The organism is Acidovorax sp. FG48 (genome assembly GCF_057809085.1).
On the sequence record NZ_JBMDJH010000019.1, the window covers coordinates 1 to 17,712 of the forward strand.

Below are 17,712 nucleotides of genomic sequence, written 5' to 3' on the forward strand. Positions count from 1 at the left end.
ACAAAGTGACCCCACTTACACTGGGGACTGGCGCACTTCGTTGTTGAAACCGCCCACCCAAAACCATCAATCCCCCACCTCCAACCGCCGCCCATACTGCACCAGACTCGTCTGCTTCAACGCCTTCATCATCACCTTCGCCGCCGGCGACAACAGCCGGTCCGACCGCGTGATGATCCCGAACGCATCCATATGGCACGGCATCGCCAGCGGCAACACCGTCACGATCCCATGCGCTGCGTAATAGCGCGCCACATCCTCCGCCACCACCGCAATCATGTCGCTCTGCTGCAGCATGCGCGTGATGAACAACAAGGCCGATGTCTCCACCGTGTGCAGCGGCGGCGCCAGCCCGTCCTGCTGGAACATCAGGTCAAACCGGTGCCGCAGCACGCTGCCCGCAGGCGGCACGATCCAGCTGGCCGAGACCACGTCGCGCAGCGTCAGCCCGCTCATGCTCGACAGCGGGTGGCCCGGGCGCGTCATGGCGCAGACCAGCTCCTCCGTCAGCGACTCATAGCGCAGGTTCTCCTTGTCGTGCTCCTCGTACAGGCGGCCCACCACGATGTCGAGCTTGCCCTGCTCCAGCCGCTCCAGCAGCACCGGGCTGGTTTCGATGTCGAGCGAGATGCGCAGGCTGGGGTGCTCCTGCTTGACCTGTGCCACGGCGGCGGGCAACAGGCTCAGGCCCGGTGAGGTGATGGCGCCAATGCCTACCTGGCCGTAGTGCCCACGCTTGAGCGCGCCGATCTCATCGTGCGCCTGGTTCAGGTTGGCCAGGGCCATGCGCGCGTGGCGAATCATCGTTTCGCCATACCAGGTGGGCCGCATGCCACGCGGCAGGCGGTCAAACAGCGACACCTCCAGCACATCCTCCAGGTCCTTGAGCAGCTTGGAGGCGGCCGGCTGGGTCATGCTGAGCACCTGGGCGGCGCGGTGGATGTTGCCCTCTTCGGCCAGGGCCACCAGCAGCAGCAGTTGGCGCGTCTTGAGGCGGGCGCGGATGAACCAGTGGTTGTAGGTGCTCATGGATGGACGGAAGGAAGGGAGGACGAGAAAAGGGAGGGGTTTTCCAGAATGCAAAGAACGATATGTATTTTGTCTAAAAAACGATTGGATTGATATCTAAACCTTCCATAGACTTCGCCGCAACTGCAACAAAGGCCTCTCTCCATGAAGCTCGGCGACCTCCAGCTCAGCCCCCGGCACCTGATCAACGGCCGGTGGGAAATCGGCACCACCACCGGCATCAGCACCAACCCGTCGGACACCCGCGAGGTGGTGGCCGAATACGCACGCGCCGACCGCAACCAGACCGAGCTGGCCGTGCGCGCTGCGGCCGACGCCCTGCCCACCTGGAGCCAGAGCACACCCCAACGCCGCGCCGACGTGCTGGACATGATCGGCAGCGAGCTGCTGGCGCGCAAGGACGAGCTGGGCGTGCTGCTGGCGCGTGAAGAAGGCAAGACCCTGCCCGAAGGCGTGGCCGAGGTCGCGCGCAGCGGGCAGATCTTCAAGTTCTTTGCGGGCGAGGCGCTGCGCATCCAGGGCGAGCTGCTGGCCTCCGTGCGCCAGGGCGTGCAGGTGGACGTGACCCGCGAGCCCGTGGGCGTGGTGGGCATCATCGCGCCGTGGAACTTCCCGTTCGCCATCCCGGCCTGGAAGATCGCCCCGGCCTTGGCCTACGGCAATACTGTGGTGTTCAAGCCCGCCGAACTGGTGCCCGCCTGTGGCTGGGCGCTGGCCGAAATCATCAGCCGCAGCGGCCTGCCCGCTGGCGCCTTCAACCTCATCATGGGCAGCGGCCGCGAGGTGGGGCAGACGCTGGTGGACCACCCCCTGGTCAACGCGCTGAGCTTTACCGGGTCCGTCGCAACGGGCGACCGCATCCTGCGCGCCGCCAGCCAGCGCCGCGCCAAGGTGCAGCTGGAGATGGGCGGCAAGAACCCGCTCATCGTGCTGGCCGACGCCGACCTGGACCAGGCGGTGGACTGCGCGCTGCAGGGCTCGTACTTCTCCACCGGTCAGCGCTGCACTGCATCGAGCCGCCTCATTGTGGAGGCCGAGGTGCACGACGCCTTTGTGGCCCGCCTGCGCAATCGGCTGGCCAGCCTGAAGGTGGGCCACGCGCTGGAGCGCGGCACCGAGATGGGCCCGGTGGTGGACGACAACCAGCTGGCGCAGAACCTGAGCTACATCGACATTGCGCGCAATGAGGGAGCGGAGCATGTCTGGGGTGGCGAGCGCCTAGAGCGCCCCACCCCAGGCCATTACATGAGCCCCGCCCTCTTCCTGGCCCGCCCGGAGCACCGCGTGGCGCGCGAGGAAATCTTTGGCCCCGTGGCCTGCGTGCTGCGGGCTGACGACTACGAGCACGCACTGGCCTTGGCCAACGACACGCCCTTTGGCCTGTGTGCGGGCATCTGTACCACGTCGCTCAAGCGCGCCATGCACTTCAAGCGCAACGCTGCCGTGGGCATGACCATGGTGAACCTACCCACGGCGGGTGTGGACTTTCATGTGCCGTTTGGCGGCCGCAAGGAGTCGAGCTACGGCGCCCGCGAACAGGGACGCTACGCGGCCGAGTTCTATACCACCGTCAAGACGGGCTACATGCTCGCCTGAGCCTCCTTCTTTTGTTCTTTCTTTCCATCCCGCAACCGTCGTCAACCAACCATTACAGACAGGAGACAAGATGATGAAAATGAACCGCCGCAACGTTGCTGCCGCCTTGGCCAGCGTGCCCGTGGCTGCCCTGCTGCCCGGCGCCGCCTGGGCGCAAAAGCCCCTCGTGCTGGGCTTCAGCCAGGTGGGTGCCGAGAGCGAATGGCGCACCGCCAACACCGAGTCCATCAAGTCCGCTGCCAAAGAGGCGGGCATCGAGCTGAAGTTCTCGGACGCGCAGCAAAAGCAGGAGAACCAGATCAAGGCCATCCGCTCGTTCATCGCGCAGAAGGTGGACGTGATTGCGTTCTCGCCCGTGGTCGAGTCCGGCTGGGAGCCCGTGCTGCGCGAGGCCAAGGCCGCCAAGATCCCCGTGGTGCTGACTGACCGCGCAGTGAACACCAAGGACACGTCGCTCTACGTGACCTTCATGGGCTCGGACTTTGTGGAAGAAGGCCGCAAGGCCGGCCGCTGGCTCGTGGAGAAGATGAAGGACCAGAAGGGCGAGGTCAACATCGTGGAGCTGCAAGGCACTGTGGGCTCCGCCCCCGCCATCGACCGCAAGAAGGGCTTTGAGGAAATCATCAAGGCCGACGCCAAGTTCAAGATCATCCGCAGCCAGACCGGCGACTTCACCCGCGCCAAGGGCAAGGAAGTGATGGAAGCCTTCCTGAAGGCCGAGGGCAAGAAGATCAACGTGCTGTACGCGCACAACGATGACATGGCGATTGGCGCCATCCAGGCCATCGAAGAGGCCGGCATGAAGCCCGCCAAGGACATCGTGATCATCTCCATCGACGCGGTGAAGGGCGCCTTCGAAGCCATGATCGCCGGCAAGCTCAACGTGAGCGTGGAATGCAGCCCCCTGCTGGGCCCGCAGCTGATGAGCGCTGTGAAAGACATCAAGGCCGGCAAGGCCGTGCCCAAGCGCATCGTGACCGAGGAAGGCATCTTCCCAATGGAAGTGGCGGCCAAGGAAATGCCGAACCGGAAGTATTAACCCCCTGAGGTGCTGCGCGCCTTCCCCCTTTCTCTCGCATCGCTGCGCGATGCGGGAAGGGGGACGCCACCGGCGCGGCGGGGCGGCCCTTGCGCGGTGGCACTCGTATTGGCCAGCGACAGTTTCGTAGAGCGTTGGCGAAACCAAGCGTCTATCAAAAAAACAAATTCACACCAGGAGACAGACTCAAATGAAGCGTGCAATTTTCAAGGCCGTGCTGGCCACCGTGGCACTGGCGGCCATCGGAGCCACGTCCGTAGCATCGGCCCAGGACAAGGGCACCATCGGCATCTCGATGCCCACCAAGTCCTCGGCGCGCTGGATTGCCGATGGCGACAACATGGTCAAGGTGCTCAAGGACCGGGGATACAAGACCGATCTGCAGTACGCCGAAGACGACATCCCCAACCAGCTCGCGCAGATCGAGAACATGATCACCAAGGGCGCCAAGGTGCTGGTGATTGCGTCGATTGACGGCACCACGCTGTCCAAGGCGCTGCAGAATGCGGCCGACAAGGGCGTGAAGGTCATTGCGTACGACCGCCTCATCAAGGGATCGAAGAACGTGGACTACTACGCCACGTTCGACAACTTCCAGGTGGGCGTGCTGCAGGCCACCTCCATCGTGGACAAGCTGGGCCTCAAGCAAGGCAAGGGCCCCTTCAACATCGAACTGTTCGGCGGTTCGCCCGACGACAACAACGCCTTCTTCTTCTACGACGGCGCCATGAGCGTGCTGCAGCCCTACATCGACAGCGGCAAGCTGGTGGTGCGCAGCAAGCAGACCGGCATGAACAAGGTGGGCACGCTGCGCTGGGACGGCTCGGTGGCCCAGGCGCGCATGGACAACCTGCTGTCGGCCTACTACGGCAAGGACAAGGTACATGCGGTGCTGTCGCCCTATGACGGCATCTCCATCGGCATCCTGTCGTCCCTGAAGGGTGTGGGCTACTGCACTGCGCAGCAGCCCTGCCCCGTGGTCAGCGGCCAGGACGCCGAGGTGCCCTCCATCAAGTCCATCCTCAAGGGCGAGCAGTCCTCCACCGTGTTCAAGGACACCCGCGAGCTGGCCAAGGTAGCCGCCAACATGGTGGACGCCGTACTGACAGGCAAGCAGCCCGAGATCAACGACACAAAGACCTACAACAACGGCGTGAAGGTGGTGCCGTCTTACCTGCTCAAGCCGGTGGCAGTGGATTCCTCCAACTGGAATGCAGTGCTGGTGGGCAGCGGGTACTACAAGGAATCGCAAATCAAGTGAGCACGAGCGGCTTCTGCATCTAAAGCCGCCGCCTGCGAATGCTGCTGGGGCAGCGCAGGCGGCCTGCAACCAGGACGGGGCAAGAGGCCCCGCCAACAGACTGAGAGACCATGCTTCTTGAAATGCGGAACATCCGCAAAACCTTCCCCGGCGTGGTGGCGCTGAACCAGGTCAACCTGCAGGTGCAGGCCGGGGAGATCCATGCCATCGTCGGCGAAAACGGGGCGGGCAAATCCACGCTGATGAAGGTGCTGTCGGGTGTGTACCCACACGGCAGCTACAGCGGCCAGATCCTGTTCGACGGGCAGGAGCGCGAGTTTGCGGGCATCCGCGACAGCGAGCACCTGGGCATCATCATCATTCACCAGGAGCTGGCGCTGGTGCCACTGCTGTCGATTGCCGAGAACATCTTTCTTGGCAACGAAACCGCGCGGCACGGCGTCATCGACTGGATGGCCGCACACAGCCGCGCCCAGGCGCTGCTGCACAAGGTGGGCCTGCGCGAGTCGCCCGACACGCCGGTGGGCCAGCTGGGTGTGGGCAAGCAGCAGCTGGTGGAAATTGCCAAGGCGTTGTCGCGCAAGGTGCGCCTGCTGATCCTGGACGAGCCCACCGCCAGCCTCAACGAGAACGACAGCCAGGCCCTGCTGGACCTGCTCCTGGAGCTGAAAGCCCAGGGCATCACCTGCATCCTGATCTCGCACAAGCTCAACGAAATTTCGCGCGTGGCGGATGCCATCACCGTGCTGCGCGACGGCAGCACCGTGCAGATGCTGGACTGCCGCGAAGGCGCGGTGAGCGAAGACCGCGTGATCCAGGCCATGGTGGGCCGCGAGATGAGCGACCGCTATCCCCAGCGCCAGCCGCAAGTGGGTGACATTGTTTTTGAGGTGCGCAACTGGCGCGCTCACCACCCGCAGCGCAGCGACCGCGAGCACCTCAAGGGGATCGACCTGAATGTGCGGCGCGGCGAGATTGTGGGCATTGCGGGCCTGATGGGCGCAGGCCGCACCGAGCTGGCCATGAGCATCTTCGGCCGCTCATGGGGCCAGCGCATCAGCGGCGAGGTGCGGCTGCACGGCGAGCCCATCGATGTGAGCACGGTGGAAAAGGCCGTGCGCCACGGACTGGCCTATGTGACCGAAGACCGCAAGGGCAATGGCCTGGTGCTGAACGAAGACATCCAGTTCAACACCTCGCTGGCCAACCTGCCGGGCGTGTCGTTCGTCAGCGTGATCGACAGCGGTCAGGAACACCGCGTGGCACAGGACTACCGCGAGAAGCTGCGCATCCGCTGCTCGGGCGTGGACCAGAAGACGCTGAACCTCTCGGGCGGCAACCAGCAAAAAGTGGTGCTGAGCAAATGGCTGTTCACCAGCCCCGAAGTGCTCATCCTCGACGAGCCCACGCGCGGCATCGACGTGGGCGCCAAGTACGAGATCTACACCCTCATCGCCCAGCTGGCGGCCGAGGGCAAATGCGTGATCGTGATCTCCTCCGAAATGCCCGAGCTGCTGGGCATCACGGACCGCATCTATGTGATGAACGAAGGCCGCTTTGTGGCCGAGATGCCAACTTCAGATGCCTCGCAAGAAAAGATCATGCGAGCCATCGTGAGTGCCCCCCCTGAGGCGCTTCGCGCCATCCCCCCCAAGGGGGACGCCGCCCGTGCGGCGGGGCGGCCCTTGCACGGCGGCCGCGCGTAGCTGCAGCGCCCCTCTTCAGCGCCTGATGAACCGCACAACGCATTGAACTGATGACCGAAATGAGCCAGACCACCCATCCCCCCGCCAGCACGCTGGGCGACGGCAGCACGACAGCAGCGGCGCGGCACGACAAATCGCTGTTGCAGCACCTGCAGCACAACCTGCGCGAATACGGCATGTTGATCACGCTGGTGGCCATCATGGGCTTCTTCCAGTACATGACCGAGGGCACGCTGATGCAGCCCTTGAACCTGACCAATCTGGTGCTGCAGAACAGCTACATCGTCATCATGGCGCTGGGCATGCTGCTGGTCATCGTGGCCGGGCACATCGACCTGTCGGTGGGCTCGGTGTGTGGCTTCATCGGCGCACTGGCTGCGGTGCTGATGGTCGAATACAACTGGCACTTTGTGCCCGCCACGCTGGTGTGCCTGCTGTGCGGCGGACTCATTGGCGCCATTCAAGGCAGCTTTGTGGCGTTCTCGCGCATTCCGTCGTTCATCGTCACGCTGGCGGGCATGCTGGTCTTCAAGGGCCTGGCGCTGGCGCTGCTGGCGGGTCAGTCGGTGGGGCCGTTCCCCTCGGCATTCCAGATGCTCAGCTCGGGCTTTATTCCCGACCTGTTCAGCGTGGAAGGGCTGCGCATGACCTCGCTGCTGCTGGGCGCTGCCGTGGCTGCGGCCCTGGCCGTGGGCGGACTGCGCCAGCGCGCCAACCGCCTGCGCCATGGCGTGCAGACGGAGCCCGCAGGTTTGTTTATCGCCCGCACCGTAGTGTTTGGTGGGCTGCTGGTGTACTTCAGCTACCTGCTCGCTTCGTACAAGGGCCTGCCCAATGTGCTCATCGTGATGGCGCTGCTGATCGTGCTGTTCGACTTTGTCACCAGCCGCACCACCATCGGCCGCCGCATCTATGCCATGGGCGGCAACGAGAAGGCGGCCAAGCTCTCGGGCATCAAGACCGAGCGGCTCACGCTGTATGCCTTCATCAACATGGGCGTGCTGGCGGCCCTGGCCGGGCTGGTGTTTGCGGCGCGCCTCAACACCGCCACGCCCAAGGCGGGCCTGGGTTTTGAGCTGGACGTGATTGCTGCCTGCTTCATCGGCGGCGCATCGGCATCGGGCGGCGTGGGCAAGGTGATGGGCGCGGTCATCGGCGCCTTCGTGATGGGCGTAATGAACAACGGCATGTCCATCCTGGGCATCGGCATCGACTACCAGCAGGTCATCAAGGGCGTCGTTCTGCTGGCCGCCGTGCTCGTGGATGTCTACAACAAGAACAAGGCATGACAGTTTCCATGGACGCATCCACCGTTCACGCCCCCGCTGCCGCGCCTGTGCTGCAGCTCTCGGGCATCCACAAGCAGTTTGCGGGCATCCCCGTGCTGCGCGATGTCCAACTCAACCTCTACCCCGGCGAGATCCATGCGCTGATGGGGCAAAACGGTGCGGGCAAGTCCACGCTGATCAAGGTGCTGACGGGCGTGCTGGAGGCCAGCGGCGGGCAGATGCGGCTGGGCGGAGAAGCGGTGTGGCCGGACTCGCCGCTGGCGGCGCAGCGCCTGGGCATCAGCACCGTATACCAGGAGGTCAACCTCTGCCCCAATCTTTCAGTGGCGGAGAACATCTTTGCCGGGCGCTACCCCCGGTGCGGTATTGCACAAGGCTTTCGCATCGACTGGGCACTGATGCACCAGCGCGCCCGCGATCTGGTGGCGCGCATCGGCCTGCAGATCGACGTGACGCGCCTGCTGTCGGACTACCCCGTGGCCGTGCAGCAGCTGGTGGCGATTGCGCGCGCACTCAGCATCGAGTCGCGTGTGCTGATCCTGGATGAGCCCACCTCCAGCCTGGACGACGACGAAGTGCAAAAGCTCTTCGAGGTGCTGCGGCGCCTGCGCAGCGAGGGGCTGTCCATCGTCTTTGTGACGCATTTCCTGAACCAGGTGTATGCCGTGTCCGACCGCATCACCGTGCTGCGCAACGGCAGCTGGATGGGCGAGTGGCTGGCCAAAGACCTGGGTCCGCAGGCACTGATCGCTGCCATGCTGGGCCGCGACCTGGCCGCTGCGTCGGAACAACCCGCACCAGCGCCCGCCGTGGACAGCCGTCAAGCCACGCTGCTGCAAACCGAGGGCCTGGGGCAGGACACGCAACTGCAGCCGCTGGACCTGCAGATCCGTGCAGGCGAGGTGGTGGGCCTGGCCGGGCTGCTGGGCTCAGGCCGCACCGAGCTGGCGCGCCTGCTGTTTGGCCTGGAGCAGCCCGACCGGGGCGCACTGCGCATCGACGGGCAGGTGGTGAGGTTTGCGAACCCCATGGACGCCATCCGCCATGGCCTGGCCCTGTGCCCCGAAGAGCGCAAGACCGACGGCATCGTGGCCGAGCTGTCGGTGCGCGAGAACATTGCACTGGCGCTGCAGGCCCGCATGGGCGTGGGCAAGTTCCTCTCGCGCGCCGAGCAGACGGCGCTGGCCGAGCGCTATGTGCAGTTGCTGGGCATCAAGACCGAGACGGTGGACAAGCCCATCGGCCTGCTGTCGGGCGGCAACCAGCAAAAGGCGATCCTCGCGCGCTGGATGGCCATCGAGCCGCGCCTGCTCATCCTGGACGAACCCACGCGCGGCATCGACGTGGCCGCCAAGCAGGAAATCATGGACCAGATCCTGCGCCTGGCCCAGGCGGGCATGGCCGTGCTGTTCATCTCTTCCGAAATGAGCGAGGTGGTGCGCGTGGCGCACCGCATCGTGGTGCTCCGCGACCGCCACAAGGTGGGCGAGCTGCCCGCTGGCAGCAGCGAAGACGCCGTCTACGACCTGATTGCTGCCGAACATGTCTGAACGCTCCCCTTCCCTTTTGGTGGCGCTGCTGCGCCACCGCCTGGCCTGGCCGCTGATCACGCTGGCGCTGCTGCTGATCGTGAACACCGTTTTCAACAGCAGCTTTCTGCACATTGAATGGCGCGACGGCCACCTGTACGGCAGCCTCATCGATATCCTGAACCGCGCTGCACCGCTGGTGCTGGTATCGCTGGGCATGACGCTGGTGATTGCCACGCGCGGCATCGACATCTCGGTGGGCGCCGTGGTCGCCATAGCTGCTGCTGTGGCCGCGTGGCTCATCGGCGGCTCGGTGTCGGGCACCGAAAGCCGGTTCCCACTCCCGGTCGCCATCCTGGGCGCCATCGGCGCGGCGCTGCTGTGCGGGCTATGGAATGGCGTGCTGGTCGCCAAGGTAGGCATGCAGCCCATCATTGCCACGCTGATCCTCATGGTGGCGGGCCGGGGCATTGCCCAGCTCATCACCGACGGGCAGATCATCACCATCTACTACACGCCCTACTTCTTCATGGGCGGCGGGTACCTGGCGGGGCTGCCTTTCTCACTGTTTGTGGTGGCTGTGGTCTTTGCCGTGCTGTACCTGGCCATCACGCGCACGGCGCTGGGCCTGTTCATCCAGGCAGTGGGCATCAACCCTACGGCAGCGCGCGTGGCGGGTGTGCAGGCAGGGCGGCTGATCGTGGCGGCCTATGTGTTCTGCGGGGTGTGCGCGGGCATTGCGGGGCTGCTCATCAGCTCCAACGTGAAGAGCGCGGATGGCAACAATGCCGGGCAGCTGCTGGAGCTGGACGCCATCCTGGCCGTCACGCTGGGTGGCACGGCTCTCACCGGCGGGCGCTTCAGCCTGGTGGGCAGCGTGATCGGTGCGCTCATCATCCAGACGCTGACCTACGCCATCTACTCCCTGGGCGTGCCGCCCGAGATCAACCTGGTGGTGAAGGCCGTGGTGGTGTTCATCGTGATGCTGCTGCAGTCGCCCGAGTTCCGGGCGCAAGTGGGCGCCCTGGCACGCCGCCCCGGCGCGGGAGCTCTCCAATGAGCGCCGTACCCAAGACCGCAGGCTTCGGCACCGTGAACCACCCTGCCCCACCGGCCGCCGCCGCGCGCGCGCGGTTCAACCCCAAGTACCTGCCGCTGGCAGCCACCATCTCGCTGTTCGTGGCCATGGCCACGCTGGGTTCGGTGCTGTACACCGGCTTCTTCTCGGCCCAGGTTTTCCTCAACCTGCTGATCGACAACGCCTTCCTCATCATCGTGGCGGTGGGCATGACGTTCGTGATCCTGTCGGGCGGCATCGACCTTTCGGTGGGCTCGGTGGTGGCACTGACCACCATGGTGCTGGCCGCGCTGGTCGAGCACCGGGGCTGGAATCCCATAGTCGCCATCCCGCTGGTGCTGCTGATGGGCACGGCATTTGGCGCGTTCATGGGTTTCCTCATCGAGCGCTTTCGGCTGCAGCCCTTCATCGTCACGCTGGCAGGCATGTTCCTGGCGCGGGGGCTGTGCTACCTGATCAGCATCGACTCGATCAGCATCACGCACGAGGGCTATTCGGAGCTGGCCCAGTGGCGACTTCCGCTGTGGGAAGGCGCATCGCTCTCGCTGGGCGCGCTCATCGCCATCGCCGTGCTGCTGGTGGCCCTGTTTGTGGCGCATTGCACGCCGTTTGGCCGCAGCGTGTATGCGGTGGGCGGCAGCGAGCACTCAGCCGTGCTCATGGGCCTGCCGGTGCGCCGCACGCTCATTGGCGTCTACACGCTCTCGGGTTTTTGCTCGGCGCTGGCGGGCGTGGTGTTCACGTTCTACATGCTGTCGGGCTACGGCCTGCATGCCGTGGGCATGGAGCTGGACGCGATTGCCGCCGTGGTGATTGGCGGAACGCTGCTCACGGGTGGCGTGGGCTATGTGGCGGGCACGCTGTTTGGCGTGCTCATGCTCGGAATCATCCAGACCCTGATTTCCTTCGACGGCACGCTCAGCTCCTGGTGGACGCGCATCGTCGTCGGTGTGCTGCTGTTCGCTTTCTGTCTGCTGCAGCGGCTGCTTTCGCGCCGCTCGGGCAAGGCCCGTTGACCCTTCATTTCTCCTCTTTCTCTCGCACCCCACCATGACCCCCCCCAAGCGCAAACTCCGCTCCGCCGAATGGTTCGGCACGGCCGACAAGAACGGCTTCATGTACCGCAGCTGGATGAAGAACCAGGGCATCCCCGACCATGCTTTTGACGGCCGCCCCGTGATCGGCATCTGCAACACCTGGTCCGAGCTGACCCCGTGCAACGCCCACTTTCGCAAGATCGCCGAGCATGTGAAGCGCGGCATCTACGAGGCGGGTGGCTTTCCGGTGGAGTTCCCGGTGTTCTCCAACGGCGAATCCAACCTGCGGCCCACGGCCATGCTCACGCGCAACCTGGCCAGCATGGATGTGGAAGAAGCCATTCGCGGCAACCCCATCGACGCGGTGGTGCTGCTGGTGGGCTGCGACAAGACCACGCCCGCGCTGCTGATGGGCGCAGCCAGCTGCGATGTGCCCGCCATCGTGGTCACGGGCGGGCCCATGCTCAACGGCAAGCTCGACGGCAAGGACATCGGCTCGGGCACCGCCGTGTGGCGCCTGCACGAGTCGCTGAAGGCGGGCGAGATCAACGAACACCAGTTCTTCGCGGCCGAGGCAGGCATGTCACGCTCGGCGGGCACCTGCAACACCATGGGCACGGCCAGCACCATGGCCTGCATGGCCGAGTCGCTGGGCACATCGCTGCCGCACAACGCAGCCATCCCGGCGGTGGACTCGCGCCGGTATGTACTGGCTCACATGTCGGGCAAGCGCATTGTGGAGATGGCGCACGAAGGGCTCACGCTCTCCAAAATTCTCACGCGCGAAGCCTTCGAGAACGCTATCCGCACCAATGCAGCCATCGGTGGCTCCACCAACGCGGTCATCCACCTCAAGGCCATCGCGGGCCGCATCGGCGTGCAGCTGGACCTGGAGGACTGGACGCGCATTGGCCGTGGCACGCCCACGCTGGTGGACCTGCAGCCCTCGGGCCGCTTCCTGATGGAAGAGTTCTACTACGCGGGCGGCTTGCCCGCCGTGCTGCGCCGCCTGGGCGAGAACGGCCTGCTGCCCCACCCCAACGCACTCACCGTCAACGGCAAGAGCCTGTGGGACAACGTGCGCGAGGCCCCGCAATACAACGACGAGGTGATCCGCCCGATCAGCAACCCGCTGATTGCTGATGGCGGCATCTGCATCCTGCGCGGCAACCTGGCGCCGCGTGGCGCGGTCCTCAAGCCCTCGGCAGCATCGCCCGAGCTGCTCAAGCACCGGGGCCGGGCCGTGGTGTTCGAGAACCTGGAGCACTACAAGGAACGCATCGTCGATGAAAACCTGGACATCGACGCGAGCTGCGTGATGGTGCTCAAGAACTGTGGCCCCAAGGGCTACCCCGGCATGGCCGAGGTGGGCAACATGGGCCTGCCCCCGAAGCTGCTGCGCCAGGGCGTGAAGGACATGGTGCGCATCTCCGACGCCCGCATGAGCGGCACCGCCTACGGCACCGTGGTGCTGCACGTGGCGCCCGAGGCGGCAGCCGGTGGCCCGCTGGCTGCTGTGCGCGATGGCGACTTCATTGAGCTGGACTGCGAGAACGGCCGATTGCACCTGGACATCAGCGACGAGGAGCTGGCAGCACGCCTGGCCGCGTTGGCGGGCGCGGACAACGGCGGACGCGGCGGCTACCAGCGGCTGTATGTGGACCACGTACTGCAGGCGGACGATGGTTGCGACTTTGACTTCTTGGTCGGCTGCCGGGGGGCCGCTGTGCCCCGCCACTCGCATTGATGCACCCTTTGAGACGCTCGTCGCAGTCAATCGCTAGAAATTCAATAGCTACCAGCGCATATTCAACTAGCGCTAGAGGCATATTTCACTCAGATTCTTACCCGCACCCGCCATGCCAGCCACCCATTCCCTCCAGAACCCTCGCTACCGAGGCATCTTCCCCGTCGTGCCCACCACGTTTCATGAGGACGGCACACTCGACCTCAACAGCCAGAAGCGCTGCCTCGACTTCATGATCGACGCCGGCGTGGACGGCGTCTGCATCCTGGCCAACTTCTCCGAGCAGTTCTCGCTGTCCGACGCCGAGCGCGAAGTCCTCACCCGCACATCGCTGGAGCATGTGGCCGGCCGGGTGCCCGTCATCGTGACGACTACCCACTACGGCACCCGCGTGTGCGCCGAGCGCAGCCGCGCCGCGCAGGACATGGGCGCGGCCATGGTGATGGTCATGCCGCCGTATCACGGTGCCACCTTCCGCGTGCCCGAGGCGCAGATCTACGAGTTCTATGCCCGTGTGTCCGACGCGATCCGCATTCCGATCATGGTGCAGGACGCACCCGCCAGCGGCACCGTGCTGTCGGCCCCCTTCCTAGCCCGCATGGCGCAAGAGATCGAGAACCTGGCCTACTTCAAGATCGAAGTGCCAGGCGCCGCCAGCAAGCTGCGAGAGCTGATCCGCCTGGGCGGCGACGCGATTGAAGGCCCGTGGGATGGCGAAGAAGCCATCACCCTGCTGGCCGACCTGGATGCCGGCGCCACGGGCGCGATGACGGGCGGTGCGTTCCCCGACGGCATTCGCCCCATCATCGAGGCGCACCGTCAGGGCGACATGGACCAGGCGTTTGCGCTCTACCAGCGCTGGTTGCCGCTCATCAACCACGAGAACCGCCAGGGCGGCATCCTCACGGCCAAGGCACTGATGAAGGAAGGCGGCGTGATCGCGTGCGAGGCAGGCCGCCACCCCTTCCCCCCCATGCACCCCGAGGTGCGGCGCGGCCTGATCGATATCGCGCGGCGTCTGGACCCGCTGGTGCTGCGCTGGGCCCGATAAGCAGGCCATGGCCGACACCACCGACCTCTCAGTCACCAGCCTGGTCGCCCTGGACTGGGGCACCAGCGCGCTGCGCGCCTTCAGCATGGATGCCCGCGGCCACGTGCTGGAAACCCGGCACCGTCCCTGGGGCATCATGAACCTGCCCCCCGCCACCGCGAGCGTGGCAGACGGCGAGCCCGGCGCCGCGTTTGAACGCGCACTGCAAGACACCTGCGGCGACTGGCTGGCCGCCACACCCGGCCTGCCCCTGCTGGCCTGCGGCATGGTGGGCAGCGCCCAGGGCTGGCGCGAGGCCAAGTACCTGCCCACGCCCACCTCGCTCGATGCACTGGCGCGGGGCCTGACACTGGTGGAGAGGCGCGACCGCCCGCCGCTGCACATCGTGCCGGGCCTGTTGCAGCAGGGTGCACTGCCCAACGTGATGCGCGGCGAAGAAACCCAGGTGCTGGGGGTGCTGGCAGGCCTTGCACTGCCTCCGGATGGGCTCGTGCTCATCGGCCTGCCCGGCACCCACAGCAAATGGGTGCTGGCACGCCGGGGCCGCATTGAGCAGTTTCACACCTTCATGACCGGCGAGGTGTTTGCCGCACTGCGCGGCCACACGATTCTGGGCAAGACCATGCAGGCCGCAGCGGCCCCCGACGACAGCGCCTTTGCGCGCGGGCTGGAGGTTGCGCGGGGCAGCGATGCCGCGGTGGGACTGCTCTCTCACATCTTCAGCACCCGCACGCTGGGGCTGACCGGCGCGCTGGCGCCTACCGCGCAGGCGGACTACCTCTCGGGCCTGCTGATCGGGCACGAGATGGCCAGCCTGGCGCGCGCACAGGATCAAACCCCAACAACACCACCAACGCTGGTGCTGTGCGGCGAGCCCGACCTGTGCCGCCGCTACGCCGTCGCGCTGCAGACCCATGGCTTTGCCGCACCCGCCATCGCCACGCAGGCCACGGCCACCGGGCTGTGGCAGATCGCGCTGGCGGCAGGGCTGGTCGTTGCGCCAGCACCCTCCTCCTCACACCCCTTAACCGCCGGGAGCCTGGCTGCATGAACCCCATCGACAAAGCCCTGTTCCACATCCTGCAGCGCTGCGGGCTCATCGCCATCCTGCGCGGCGTGCAGCCGCACGAGGTGGTGACCATCGGCCACGCGCTGTACGACGCGGGGTTTCGCATCATCGAAGTGCCGCTCAACTCGCCCGAGCCGCTGGCCAGCATCCGCGCGCTGCGCGATGCGCTGCCCGCCGACTGCCTCGTGGGTGCAGGCACGGTGCTCTCCATCGATGCCGTGGCCGATGTGGCCGCAGCCGGTGGGCAGATCATCGTCATGCCCCACAGCGACCCCGATGTGATCCGCGCCGCACGCGCCGCCGGCATGGCGTGCGCGCCCGGCGTGGCCACGCTGACCGAGGCCTATGCCGCACTGGCAGCGGGCGCCAACATGCTCAAGCTGTTCCCTGCCGAGGCGCTGCCGCCCCATGTGCTCAAGGCCTGGCGCGCCGTCATCACGCCGCCCATGGCACTGGTGCCCGTGGGCGGCATCGTGCCCGAGAGCATTGCGCCCTATGCCGCCGCTGGCGCCAGCGGCTTTGGCCTGGGCTCGGCCCTGTACCGGCCCGGCGACCAGGCCCCCGAAGTGGCGCACAAGGCTGCAGCGTTTGCACAGGCGTGGCAGGCGTCGTTTGGAACCGCGCCCGCCACTGCCTGAAACGCCCCTACTCGCTCCAGACAACCCAGCATTTCTGAACCGACTGCCCATCCCCCATGAAGATCACCCGACTCACCACGTTCATCGTCCCTCCACGCTGGTGCTTCCTCAAAATCGAAACCGACGAAGGCATCACCGGCTGGGGCGAGCCCGTGCTGGAAGGCCGCGCGCACACTGTGGCGGCTGCGGTCGATGAACTTGCCGACTATCTCGTCGGCAAAGACCCACGCCACATCGAAGACCACTGGACCGTGCTGTACCGGGGCGGCTTCTACCGGGGCGGCGGCGTGCACATGAGCGCGCTGGCTGGCATCGACCAGGCGCTGTGGGACATCAAGGGCAAGGCGCTGGGCGTGCCCGTGGCCGAGCTGCTGGGCGGCAATGTGCGCAGCCGCATCAAGGTCTACAGCTGGATTGGCGGCGACCGCCCCAGCGAGACCGCCGCCGCCGCCCAAGCCGCCGTGGCGCGCGGCTTCACAGCCGTAAAGATGAACGGCACCGAAGAAGTGCAGTACGTGGACAGCTACGACAAGGTGGAGCGCTGCCTTCAAAACGTGGCCGCCGTGCGCGAGGCAGTGGGGCCGAATGTGGGGATTGGCGTGGACTTCCACGGCCGCGTGCACCGGCCCATGGCCAAGGTGCTGGTCAAGGAGCTGGAGCCCTACAAGCTCATGTTCATCGAAGAACCCGTGCTGAGCGAACACGAAGAGGCGCTGAAGGAGATTGCCCGCATCTCATCCACCCCCATTGCTCTGGGCGAGCGCCTGTACTCGCGCTGGGACTTCAAGCGCGTGCTGCAAGGCGGCTATGCAGACATCATCCAGCCCGACCCCTCACACGCAGGCGGCATCACCGAAACCCGCAAGATCGCCAGCATGGCCGAGGCCTACGACGTGGCTCTGGCCCTGCACTGCCCGCTGGGCCCGATTGCCCTGGCGGCCAACCTGCAGCTGGATGCGGTTTGCTACAACGCCTTCATCCAGGAGCAGAGCCTGGGCATCCACTACAACCAGGCCAACGACCTGATGGACTATGTGTCCAACCCCGGGGTGTTTGCGTACCAGGATGGCATGGTCGCCATCCCCACCGGGCCGGGGTTGGGGATTGAGGTGAACGAGGACTATGTGCGCGAGCGGGCGCAGGAGGGGCACCGGTGGAGGAACCCGGTGTGGCGGCATCGGGATGGGAGTTTTGCGGAGTGGTAAGCGGGTTGGGATCTTCGTCAGTGGATTCGGTGGCAATGGGCGGCTTCAGGCTGGATGCAGTCGTTCAGTATTGGCACCTGTATGAAAGTTCATTCCAAGACTGGTCATTGAACTGTTCGTGCCCACCTGATTGGTGCGGCCTCAGGATCGGTCGTTCAATGTGTGCGGACGAGCAGTCGCTGTGCCCCGAAGTTCGGCATGGGTCAATGGCTGTCCACACCGACTGCAAATTGGCGCAATCGACCCAAAGTGCTCTGCCAAGAGTTTGGAAAAATGCTTACGGCTCAAGACGGCACTTCGAGGTCCGATGCTAGTCAAGTCAACCAATACATTCCGATAGCGTTCGGCTCGGTGCTCCGGCCGACCTGGCCCAGGCTGCTCTCTTTGTGTTGGGCAACGCCTATCTGACGGGTGAAGTGCTGCATGTGGATGGTGACG

14 protein-coding genes are annotated in these 17,712 nt (G+C 65.5%); 13 read left to right on the forward strand and 1 reads right to left on the reverse strand.

The genetic code is table 11. The features are described from left to right. Window positions 1-66: 66 nt before the first annotated feature. Window positions 67-1,029 (reverse strand): LysR substrate-binding domain-containing protein, encoded by a 963-nt coding sequence (locus ACODSU_RS20455; RefSeq protein WP_063462989.1) that lies wholly within the window; start codon window positions 1,027-1,029, stop codon window positions 67-69. A 144-nt stretch (window positions 1,030-1,173) separates the two neighbouring features. Between ACODSU_RS20455 and ACODSU_RS20460 the strand changes: the two genes are divergently transcribed. The 13 genes from ACODSU_RS20460 to dgoD all read left to right on the forward strand — a co-directional run bounded on the left by ACODSU_RS20460 (window position 1,174) and on the right by dgoD (window position 17,274). Then, a complete protein-coding gene (locus ACODSU_RS20460) occupies window positions 1,174-2,625 on the forward strand; it encodes an aldehyde dehydrogenase family protein (RefSeq protein WP_488844344.1) in 1,452 nt (483 codons plus the stop codon). A 73-nt stretch (window positions 2,626-2,698) separates the two neighbouring features. Further along, a complete protein-coding gene (locus ACODSU_RS20465) occupies window positions 2,699-3,664 on the forward strand; it encodes an ABC transporter substrate-binding protein (protein ID WP_488844345.1) in 966 nt (321 codons plus the stop codon). A gap of 190 nt (window positions 3,665-3,854) precedes the next feature. After that, the gene (gene chvE, locus ACODSU_RS20470; protein ID WP_015013817.1) at window positions 3,855-4,925 is read left to right on the forward strand and encodes a multiple monosaccharide ABC transporter substrate-binding protein; all 1,071 of its coding nucleotides are present in this window, start codon (window positions 3,855-3,857) and stop codon (window positions 4,923-4,925) included. 110 nt (window positions 4,926-5,035) lie between these two features. Further along, window positions 5,036-6,631 carry a multiple monosaccharide ABC transporter ATP-binding protein gene (mmsA, locus tag ACODSU_RS20475; RefSeq protein ID WP_488844347.1) on the forward strand — a complete coding sequence of 532 codons (1,596 nt, stop codon included), beginning with the start codon at window positions 5,036-5,038 and terminating at the stop codon, window positions 6,629-6,631. A 59-nt stretch (window positions 6,632-6,690) separates the two neighbouring features. Beyond that, window positions 6,691-7,920, forward strand: coding sequence for a multiple monosaccharide ABC transporter permease (mmsB, locus tag ACODSU_RS20480; protein WP_488844349.1), 1,230 nt, complete (start codon window positions 6,691-6,693; stop codon window positions 7,918-7,920). After that, on the forward strand, window positions 7,917-9,470 hold the full coding sequence (locus tag ACODSU_RS20485) for a sugar ABC transporter ATP-binding protein (RefSeq protein WP_488844350.1): 1,554 nt from the start codon (window positions 7,917-7,919) through the stop codon (window positions 9,468-9,470). The genes mmsB and ACODSU_RS20485 overlap by 4 nt, the downstream gene beginning before the upstream one ends. Then, window positions 9,463-10,509, forward strand: coding sequence for an ABC transporter permease (locus tag ACODSU_RS20490; protein ID WP_488844352.1), 1,047 nt, complete (start codon window positions 9,463-9,465; stop codon window positions 10,507-10,509). The genes ACODSU_RS20485 and ACODSU_RS20490 overlap by 8 nt, the downstream gene beginning before the upstream one ends. Next, the gene (gene yjfF / locus ACODSU_RS20495; protein ID WP_488844354.1) at window positions 10,506-11,543 is read left to right on the forward strand and encodes a galactofuranose ABC transporter, permease protein YjfF; all 1,038 of its coding nucleotides are present in this window, start codon (window positions 10,506-10,508) and stop codon (window positions 11,541-11,543) included. Before ACODSU_RS20490 ends, yjfF begins: the two co-directional genes overlap by 4 nt. Before the next feature lie 34 nt (window positions 11,544-11,577). Beyond that, window positions 11,578-13,311: an IlvD/Edd family dehydratase gene (locus ACODSU_RS20500; protein WP_488844356.1), complete on the forward strand. Its 1,734-nt coding sequence runs from the start codon at window positions 11,578-11,580 to the stop codon at window positions 13,309-13,311. 112 nt (window positions 13,312-13,423) lie between these two features. Next, on the forward strand, window positions 13,424-14,362 hold the full coding sequence (locus tag ACODSU_RS20505) for a dihydrodipicolinate synthase family protein (protein WP_488844358.1): 939 nt from the start codon (window positions 13,424-13,426) through the stop codon (window positions 14,360-14,362). A 7-nt stretch (window positions 14,363-14,369) separates the two neighbouring features. Then, complete coding sequence (locus ACODSU_RS20510) at window positions 14,370-15,413, forward strand: 2-dehydro-3-deoxygalactonokinase (RefSeq protein ID WP_488844360.1); 1,044 nt, start codon at window positions 14,370-14,372, stop codon at window positions 15,411-15,413. Next, window positions 15,410-16,069 carry a 2-dehydro-3-deoxy-6-phosphogalactonate aldolase gene (locus ACODSU_RS20515; protein WP_488844362.1) on the forward strand — a complete coding sequence of 220 codons (660 nt, stop codon included), beginning with the start codon at window positions 15,410-15,412 and terminating at the stop codon, window positions 16,067-16,069. The genes ACODSU_RS20510 and ACODSU_RS20515 overlap by 4 nt, the downstream gene beginning before the upstream one ends. Before the next feature lie 56 nt (window positions 16,070-16,125). Beyond that, window positions 16,126-17,274, forward strand: a complete 1,149-nt coding sequence (gene dgoD, locus ACODSU_RS20520) for a galactonate dehydratase (protein WP_488844364.1) — start codon at window positions 16,126-16,128, stop codon at window positions 17,272-17,274. Window positions 17,275-17,712: the final 438 nt, after the last annotated feature.